Origin of the sequence: Gardnerella sp. Marseille-Q9185 (assembly GCF_046508745.1) — a bacterium.
Taxonomy (GTDB): domain Bacteria; phylum Actinomycetota; class Actinomycetes; order Actinomycetales; family Bifidobacteriaceae; genus Bifidobacterium; species Bifidobacterium greenwoodii.
In genome coordinates this window covers 457,662-466,686 of sequence record NZ_JBKFWK010000001.1, presented here as the reverse complement: position 1 = coordinate 466,686, position 9,025 = coordinate 457,662, and the positions used below count along the sequence as shown (strand labels likewise).

Annotated in this window: 10 protein-coding genes; all 10 read left to right on the top strand. The window is 47.1% G+C overall.

Features of this window, described 5'->3' with window-relative positions; genetic code table 11:
• Nucleotides 1-24 precede the first annotated feature (24 nt).
• The 10 genes from rpmE to ACLD5M_RS01765 all read left to right on the top strand — a co-directional run bounded on the left by rpmE (nt 25) and on the right by ACLD5M_RS01765 (nt 8,973).
• Nucleotides 25-237 (top strand): 50S ribosomal protein L31, encoded by a 213-nt coding sequence (rpmE, locus tag ACLD5M_RS01810; protein WP_004113085.1) that lies wholly within the window; start codon nt 25-27, stop codon nt 235-237.
• Nucleotides 238-330: 93 nt separating this feature from the next.
• Nucleotides 331-1,428, top strand: a complete 1,098-nt coding sequence (prfA, locus tag ACLD5M_RS01805; RefSeq protein WP_004136908.1) for a peptide chain release factor 1 — start codon at nt 331-333, stop codon at nt 1,426-1,428.
• 51 nt (nt 1,429-1,479) lie between these two features.
• The gene (prmC, locus tag ACLD5M_RS01800) at nt 1,480-2,409 is read left to right on the top strand and encodes a peptide chain release factor N(5)-glutamine methyltransferase (RefSeq protein WP_410314452.1); all 930 of its coding nucleotides are present in this window, start codon (nt 1,480-1,482) and stop codon (nt 2,407-2,409) included.
• A complete protein-coding gene (locus tag ACLD5M_RS01795) occupies nt 2,402-3,070 on the top strand; it encodes an L-threonylcarbamoyladenylate synthase (protein ID WP_410314451.1) in 669 nt (222 codons plus the stop codon). Before prmC ends, ACLD5M_RS01795 begins: the two co-directional genes overlap by 8 nt.
• Nucleotides 3,071-3,221: 151 nt before the next feature.
• Nucleotides 3,222-4,325: an MraY family glycosyltransferase gene (locus tag ACLD5M_RS01790; protein WP_004136915.1), complete on the top strand. Its 1,104-nt coding sequence runs from the start codon at nt 3,222-3,224 to the stop codon at nt 4,323-4,325.
• A 52-nt stretch (nt 4,326-4,377) separates the two neighbouring features.
• A complete protein-coding gene (guaB, locus tag ACLD5M_RS01785; protein WP_410314450.1) occupies nt 4,378-5,922 on the top strand; it encodes an IMP dehydrogenase in 1,545 nt (514 codons plus the stop codon).
• Nucleotides 5,923-6,129: 207 nt separating this feature from the next.
• On the top strand, nt 6,130-6,438 hold the full coding sequence (locus ACLD5M_RS01780; protein WP_119526239.1) for a type II toxin-antitoxin system RelB/DinJ family antitoxin: 309 nt from the start codon (nt 6,130-6,132) through the stop codon (nt 6,436-6,438).
• The gene (locus ACLD5M_RS01775; RefSeq protein WP_410314449.1) at nt 6,431-6,715 is read left to right on the top strand and encodes a type II toxin-antitoxin system YafQ family toxin; all 285 of its coding nucleotides are present in this window, start codon (nt 6,431-6,433) and stop codon (nt 6,713-6,715) included. The genes ACLD5M_RS01780 and ACLD5M_RS01775 overlap by 8 nt, the downstream gene beginning before the upstream one ends.
• Before the next feature lie 71 nt (nt 6,716-6,786).
• On the top strand, nt 6,787-7,494 hold the full coding sequence (gene orn, locus ACLD5M_RS01770) for an oligoribonuclease (protein WP_410314448.1): 708 nt from the start codon (nt 6,787-6,789) through the stop codon (nt 7,492-7,494).
• A 30-nt stretch (nt 7,495-7,524) separates the two neighbouring features.
• Entirely contained in the window at nt 7,525-8,973 is a 1,449-nt protein-coding gene (locus tag ACLD5M_RS01765) for a PIF1 family DEAD/DEAH box helicase (RefSeq protein WP_410314447.1), read from the top strand.
• Nucleotides 8,974-9,025 lie beyond the last annotated feature (52 nt).

Below are 9,025 nucleotides of genomic sequence, written 5' to 3'. Positions count from 1 at the left end.
CGCCCGAATTCCATAGGAGACATTATGAAGCAGGGTATTCATCCCGACTATCACGCAGTGCAGGTTACCTGCTCTTGCGGAGACACTTTTGTAACTCGTTCCACCGCTGATGGCGATCATATGACGGTTGACGTGTGCTCAAAGTGCCACCCATTCTATACCGGCAAGCAGAAGATTCTCGACACCGGCGGCCGCGTGGCTCGCTTCGAGAAGCGCTACGGTAAGAAGACTAAGTAGCTTTTGTGACGCCAGCCCTGCTTTCGTGTAACTCGCGGAATCGGGGCTGGCGTTTTATGTGCTAAATTAAATATTTTTAACTTAAGGAATATGATGGCTGAGTCAGTAGATGAACAATTCCCGGCAGCAGTTACCGCGTTAGAAGAATACCGCGATATTGAAAGTCGCATGGGAAGCCCGGAAGTTGCGTCAAACCCGGACGCTATTCGAAAACTCGGCCGCAGGCACGCAGAACTCGGTTCAATCGTAAACGCTTACCTCAACTACAAGCAGCTTTGTGACGACTTCGAAGCCGCGAACGAAATGGCAAGCGACGACCCAGATTTTGCTGAAGAAGCTAAGCGCTTAGAAGAGCAGCTTCCAGCAGCAAAAGAAAAGCTTCGCACGGCGCTAATTCCTAGGGATCCGGATGATGCGCGCGATATGATTATGGAAATTAAAGCTGGCACTGGCGGCGAAGAAGCGGCTCTGTTTGCTGGCGATTTATTGCGTATGTACATGCGTTATGCAGAAAAGCGCGGCTGGACTACAGTAATCCAAAGCGAAAATTCAACGGAACTTGGCGGCGTAAAAGACGTTCAGCTTGCTATTCGCGCAAAAGGCACGCCTGCTCCAGAAGATGGCGTGTGGGCCAGCATGAAGTACGAGGGTGGCGTGCACCGCGTGCAGCGAATCCCAGTTACGGAATCGCAGGGGCGTATTCAAACTTCTGCAGCCGGCGTAATCGTGTTCCCAGAAGCAGACGAAGATGACGACGAAATCGAAATCGATCCAAAAGATTTGAAGATCGACATTTTCATGAGCTCCGGCCCTGGCGGACAGTCCGTTAACACTACTTATTCCGCGGTTCGCATGACGCATATTCCAACCGGCATTGTGGTGAGCATGCAAGACGAAAAGTCGCAGATTCAAAACCGTGCGGCAGCCCTTCGCGTGCTAAAGTCGCGCTTGCTTGCCATGAAGCACGAGCAGGAGGCGGCAGAAGCGGCAGATATGCGCCACTCGCAGGTGCGTTCGTTGGACCGTTCCGAGCGAATCCGCACTTACAACTTCCCAGAAAATCGTATTGTGGATCATCGCACGAATTACAAGGCTTACAATCTTGACCAGGTTCTTGACGGCGACTTGCAGCCTGTTATCGACAGTGATATTCAGGCGGATGAAGCCGACCGCTTAGCGCAAGCCAAGTAAGTAGCCGAGTAAGTTAAGTAAAATTACTGAAATAACCAAACAATTCTTAAAATGCAAGAACTTTTGCAAGTTTTGCGCGATGCTGTTAAAAAGCTTGAGTCTGCAGGCGTGGAGTCTGCGGAATACGACGCGCGTTTGCTGCTGTCTAAAGCTTGCGGCGTAAGCTTAGCTGAGCTGAACAAGGCGCTAATACTTGGCGATTTAACCGATTTTTCGCCAGATTATGCTAGAAAATATAGCGATTTTGTAACTAGGCGTGCTTCTCGCGAGCCGTTGCAGCATATTGTTGGCCGCGCGCCTTTTCGCTACTTAGATTTGCAAGTTGGCAAAGGCGTTTTTGTGCCGCGGCCCGAAACAGAAGTTGTTGTTGAAGCTGGATTGGATTGGCTTAGAGAATCTGGTATTAGCAAGCCCACGGTAGTCGATTTATGCGCAGGTTCGGGAGCAATCGGATTGTCTGTTGTAACTGAAGTTGCAGACGCGCAAGTATGGGCTGTAGAAAAATCTCCTGAAGCCTTCCAATATTTGCGAAAAAATTTTGAAGAAACTGCAAAAAATCACGAAAATCTGCAGATTTCCAGTCGATATCATGCTGTTCTTGCAGACGCAACCAAAGCGCATATTTCGGATTGTACGCCGGAACTTCACGCAATTTGCGGCAAAGTGGATTTAGTAATCACAAATCCGCCTTACGTGCCAGAAAGTAAAGTGCCGGAACAGATTGAAGTGCGAGAATATGATCCTCCGCTTGCGCTGTATGGCGGCTCTGCGGACGGCTTAGTTATTCCGGAGCAGATTATGCGCGCGGCTTTTGCGCTGCTTAAGTCTGGGGGAGCGATGGTGATGGAGCACGATATTTCGCAAGGAGATGCGCTTGCAGATTATGCAAAAAACATAGGATTTATCAGCGCAAAAGTCAAAAACGACTTAACAAACAGAGCAAGATTTGTAGTATGCAAGAAAGAGGCTAAAAATGAGTAAAATTTGCAATATCAACGAGGAATCACTGCAAATGGCAGCGCAAATTATTAACGAAGGCGGCGTAATCGTAGTGCCAACTGACACCGTGTACGGCGTTGCTTGCGATCCGTTCAATGAAGCCGCGGTTGCCAAAATTTACGAGCTTAAGCGCAGGCCGCGCACGAAGGCGCTGCAAATTTTAATGAGCGGAGTGGAAGATTTAGAAAAACTTGGTCTATATTTGCCTTCTCCGCTGGATATTTTAGGAAAAAAGTTCCTTCCGGGCGGATATTCTCCGATTGCGCGCGCGAAGAAAGGCTCGGTTGCTTCAAATCTTGCAACGTTGTGCAAAACGAATGAAAATGATGCTCAAACTCAAGCAACTGAAGCAACTCAAGGCGTGCGCGTGCCGGATTGCCCGGAATTAATGCAAATTTTGCGAGTTACCGGTCCTTTGGCTGCTTCTAGTGCGAATCGCAGTGGTAACGAAAGTGCAGACAGTGTGGAAGAAGCGTTTGCGGCTTTCGGCAACGAAATTCCGCTGTATTTGAACGCAGGTCCAACTCGCTCGCATGTGGCAAGCACAGTAGTTGGCGCGGATTCAAACGACGAAGACGGTATTGCGATTTTGCGTGAAGGTGTGATTTCGGAGCGCGAAATTCGCGAGGCTTTGCGAAAGTAACAAGAATTGCGAAAGTAGCGAAAGTAGCGAAAGTAGCGAAAGTATTTACTAATTTTGCTATACTGCCGAATCGTTACAATCAAATAAGAAAGCGTGAAAGCACGCGCGAAAAAGATGTCGCGAGTATCAAAATAGCAGAAAGACATAGCCGATGAGGGTTTACCTATTTATTGCAGCAATTGCAGGCGGAGCAACGTGGCTGATTACGCCGCTTGTGCGCCATCTTGCGATCCGCATGGGAGCCGTCGGTAAAGTTCGCGCGCGCGACGTGCATACGATTCCTACTCCTCGCATGGGCGGGGTGGGTATGCTTTTTGGTTTCGCAGTCGCCATGGCATTTGCAAGCTCAATGCCCTTTATTTCCGGGCTTTTTGCTGGAACTCACCAGCCGTGGGTTGTGCTCGCCGGAGCAGTCATGATATGCCTGCTTGGGGTATGTGACGACATTTGGGATTTAGACTGGATGCTTAAACTTGCCGGTCAGCTGCTTATAGCCGTGTTTGTTGCGTGGGGAGGGCTGCAAATCGTAACTTTGCCGCTTGGCTCCCTCGTAACGGCATCTCCAAGCGTATCAATCGCAATAACTGCCATACTTATTGTAGCCTCAATTAACGCAGTAAATTTTGTAGACGGATTAGACGGCTTGGCTTCCGGAATCGTCGCGATCGGCGGAATTGCCTTCGCAACATACTCATACATTCTTGCGCGCACGTCGCCATCTTACGCTTCAATGGCAACACTTATTGATGTTGCAATGGTAGGAATGTGCGTCGGTTTTATTATGCACAACTGGCATCCTGCGAAACTTTTTATGGGCGATTCCGGCTCCATGCTAATCGGCTATTTAATTACTTGCGCGTCAATTATTATGACCGGACATTTGGATCCTTCTGCCGTTCACACGAGTATTTATTTGCCTGTATTTATGCCGATTTTGCTGCCTATTTTAGTGCTGTTCCTGCCGGTTCTCGACATGTGTTTGGCGATTACGCGGCGTGTTGCTAAAGGTCAGTCGCCAATGCATCCAGATCGCATGCACTTGCATCACCGCATGTTGCGCATCGGGCATTCTGTGCAAGGTGCTGTGCTGATTTTGTGGGGATGGGCGGCGCTGATTGCGTTTGGCTCTATTATGATTCTGTTCTTTAAAGCTGTGTATGTGCTTGTTGGAATGATTCTTGCTGCTGCGTTGCTTACTGTGCTCACAATGATGCCGTACTTGCGTCGCCGCCTGCCCGAGCTTCGCAATTCGTAGCGTTTTGTGGTGCGTTTCGACAAACGTCATAGCAAAAACGTATAGTAAGCCTATGGCTACAACTGATATTAACACGGAATCCGTGTATTCTCCTGTTCCACCAATTTTCGAGAAGCTCGGTCTCGCTTATGACGACGTCCTTTTGCTTCCAAACGAAACTGATGTTATTCCGTCCGAAGTGGACACTTCCACTCGTCTGACTCGCGAAATTACCATGAAAGTACCGACTATTTCGGCAGCTATGGATACTGTTACCGAGTCCGATATGGCTATTGCCATGGCGCGTAATGGTGGCATTGGCGTACTTCACCGCAATCTTTCTATTGATGATCAGGCTGCGCAAGTTGATATTGTTAAGCGCAGCGAGTCGGGTATGATTACCGATCCGCTTACTGTTCACCCAGATGCTACGCTCGCCGATTTAGATAAATTGTGCGGGCGTTTCCATATTTCAGGCTTGCCGGTAGTAGATAGCGAAAATCGTTTAGTTGGTATTATTACCAACCGTGATATGCGTTTCATTGCTTCCGAAGACTACGATCGCTTGAAAGTGAAGGACGTGATGACGCGTGAAAATCTCGTCACTGGTCCTTCTGATATTTCTAAGGATGATGCTCACCGCTTGCTTGCGGATAATAAGATTGAAAAGTTGCCTTTGGTTGATGCTGAAGGTAAGCTTACAGGCTTGATTACTGTTAAGGACTTTGTGAAGACTGAACAGTATCCGGATGCTACTAAGGATGATCAGGGTCGCTTGCGTGTGGCTGCTGGCATTGGTTTTCTTGGTGATGCTTGGCAGCGTGCGTGCGCTCTTATGGAAGCTGGAGTTGACGTGCTTGTGGTTGATACCGCAAACGGCGAGGCTCGTTTGGCTCTCGACATGATTCGCAGAATTAAGGCAGATAAAGCTTTCGATGGTGTGCAGGTTATTGGCGGAAATATTGCAACTCGCCAAGGCGCACAAGCTATGATTGACGCTGGCGTTGACGCTGTAAAGGTTGGCGTTGGCCCAGGCTCTATTTGCACAACGCGTGTTGTTGCAGGCGTTGGTGTGCCTCAGCTTACTGCAGTTTACGACGCTGCTCAGGCTTGCAAGGCTGCCGGAATTCCATGCATTGCAGACGGTGGTATTCACTATTCTGGCGATATTGCTAAGGCTTTGGTTGCAGGCGCGGACACAGTTATGCTCGGCGGTACTTTGGCTGGCTGCGAGGAAGCTCCAGGCGAAAAGGTTCTTCTTCACGGCAAGCAGTACAAGCTTTACCGCGGCATGGGCTCGCTTGGCGCAATGGCTCCTCGTGGTAAGAAGTCTTATTCGAAGGATCGCTACTTCCAGGCAGACGTTACCAGCTACGACAAGGTGGTTCCAGAAGGCGTTGAAGGCGAAGTTCCATATCGCGGTCCACTTAACGCTGTTCTTTATCAGCTTCTCGGCGGTTTGCACCAGTCTATGTTCTACGTTGGTGCGCACAATATTAAGGAAATGCAGGAGCGCGGCCGCTTTATTCGCATTACTGATGCTGGTCTTCGCGAATCGCATCCTCACGATATTGTGATGACTGCAGAAGCGCCAAACTACAGCGGTTTCCACAACTAAATCGCAAGTTGCGCAAGTTACGCGTATAAATCGCGTATAAATCGCAAGTAATTTTGCTCTAAACGGCGAAAAGTTAAGCAAGTTATCTACAACTTGCCTGCTTTTCGTCGTTTTTTGTTTGTTTAAACATTATGATTGCTGTTGTATGTATATTGTATTACAATAGCAATTTAATAAAATAAAAATCATTAGAAAGTGTGTATAAAATTGTCTGCGATATTGGTTAGCGATAGCACCAAAAGTAAATATACTGAAAATACGTCTCAAGCAACTGTGAGTTTTCGCACAGATTCTAGAGTTAAAGAGGAAGCAAAAAAATTATTTTCTTCAATGGGAATGGATTTGTCAACTGCGATTAATGTTTTCTTAAGACAGTCAATTGTTGATCAGGCTATGCCTTTTTTGATTACTCGTGAAAGCCGTGAAAGTGTTGAAGCTCGTCGTCAAGCTGAAGCTCATGAGGGAAAATCATTTAATAACACAGATGAACTTATGCAGGATTTATTAGATGCTTAAATCAGTATTTCGTACAACTCAATTCAAAAAAGAGTTCAAAGCTTTATTGAAAAAGCATGTAGATCCAATAAAATTCAAGCATGCAATCGATGCCCTAATGAAACAAGATAAGCAACTGTTGTCTACTCGATATAGAGATCATTCTCTTACTGGTAATTGGAAAGGGTATAGGGAAATTCATATTGAGGGGGATTGGCTTCTAATTTATAAGATTGAGAAAGAAGAATTGCAGCTTGTACTCACTAGAACTGGCTCTCATGATGATTTGTTTAATTAGTTTTAGGGTCTAGTAGTCTCTACGAAGATGTAGGCTTGTGGGTTCGAAAAAATATTAGGAAAGGAACGAAAATGGCTGAAGCTAAGGAAGATCTTACTTTTACGCCGGAAGAATCGCGCTTAATTTGGATTGATTGCGAGATGACTGGACTCGATATTTTCCACGACGAATTATGCGAAGTATCTGTAGTTCCAACTGATTTTAATTTGAAAGTTTTGGACGACGGCATTGATTTAGTGATTAAGCCGAGCGATGCTGCTGTGGCTCACATGAACGATTTTGTACGCAATATGCACACTTCTTCAGGACTTGTTGACGAGTGGAATAAGAACGGTTTGTCGTTAGAAGAAGCGCAAAAGCAGGTTGTTGAGTATGTAAAGCGTTTCCTGCCAGCTCGCGGAAAAGCGCATCTTGCTGGAAACTCAGTTGGTTCTGACAAAAAATTCCTCGACCGTTACATGCCAGATTTAATGGCAAATTTGCACTATCGCGTAATCGACGTAAGCACGCTGAAGGAAATTTCACGCAGACTTTACCCGGACGTTTACCGCAATAAGCCGGCAAAACACGGCGGTCACCGCGCTCTCGCGGATATTATTGAGTCTATTGACGAGCTTCGTTACTACCGTGACATGATGTTCGTCCCAGCTCCAGGACCAAGCGAAGCACAGGCAAAAGCTGGCGCGCAGCATATTGAAAGCACCAGCTTGCTTCGTGACTATGAGCGCCGCGGTGAAGCATTAGAGGACGTAAATTCCGCAGAAAAGCGCGACTATTAAACGTAGTAGCGCAAATAAAAGGTACTGCCAATGAAGCAATCCGAAGCCTTAACCATAATCAACGCTGGCGCGAGCGCGTTCATTACCGGCGCTCCGGGTGCAGGTAAAACCTACGTATTAAACGAAGCTATTCGCGCAATGCGAAAGAACGGTCTAAGCGTTGCTGTAACTGCCTCTACCGGTATTGCGGCAACGCACTTAAACGGTCAAACAATTCACTCTTGGAGTGGAGTTGGGGTTTCAAACGCGCTTACGGATACGCTTCTTAAAACTATTAGAGCTAGGCGAGGAAAGCGCATAAAAGCCACGGACGTGCTCGTGTTGGACGAAGTTTCCATGATTCACGCGTGGCTTTTTGACATGGTTGATGAAGTTTGCCGGAAGGTGCGTAAAAATCCCGCTCCTTTCGGTGGGCTTCAAGTAGTTATTTCGGGTGACTTCTTCCAATTGCCGCCTGTTAGCACTTCTATGCGAAATCGCGACGTATTTGAGCCGAGCCAGGAATTTATTGAGTCGCGCAAAAAGTATGCTGCAGCCGGCAAAAATCCGGAAGGATATATTACAGAATCTTTCGCATGGGATGCTTTGAAACCTGTTGTGTGCTACTTAACTGAGCAGCATCGTCAGGATGATGGCAAATTGCTTGAAGTTTTAACGGATATTCGTGGCGGTCTTGTAAGTGACGACGACAAGCAAGTGCTTGCTAGTCGCCTTGGTGAGTATCCGGAAGACGATGAAGTTGCAGTGCATCTTTTCCCAACGAATGCGCAAGCAGACGGATTAAATAATATGCAGCTTGCAGCAATTGATGCAGAGTCTCACGAGTTTGTGGCAACGGAAGCCGGTCCTAAAAATCTTGTTGAGCGCTTAAAGAAGAATATGCTCGCTCCGGAGCGTTTAGTTTTGAAGGCTGGAGCTGCTGTGATGGCATTGCGAAACGATCAGGAAAAGCAGTACGTAAATGGCTCTGTTGGGCGCGTGTTGCGTTTTGCGCCTGAATCTAAAGGTGGCTGGCCGATTGTTGAGTTTGAAAATGGCAATATTGTAAATCTTAAGCCTGCTGCTTGGGAGATGACCGACGGCGAAACTGTGCTTGCTAGCGTAAATCAAGTGCCGCTTCGTTGTGCGTGGGGAATTACGATTCATAAGTCGCAAGGTATGACGCTTGATGCTGCGGTAATGGATTTGCGTAGAACTTTCGCTCCCGGAATGGGTTATGTGGCGCTTTCTCGCGTGGAAAATCTGAAAGGTCTTTATTTAGAAGGTATTAACGAGCGCGCTTTTAGCGTTTCGGCGGATGCTGTACTTCTTGACGGATCTTTGCGCGATGCTTCAAAGCGTGCGAGTGAGCTGCTTGCTAGCGATGGGGCAGCTGCTTTCGTAACAAATAATATAGAAGACGATTTCGCAAATCAGCAGGAACTTGATATTTTTGCAAGTACTAGCAACGATGAGTTTGGATTCAATGACGAGTTTTAGTTGAAAATTACGTATTGTGAATTTGTTTAGTAGCGTAAACAAATGTTTATGT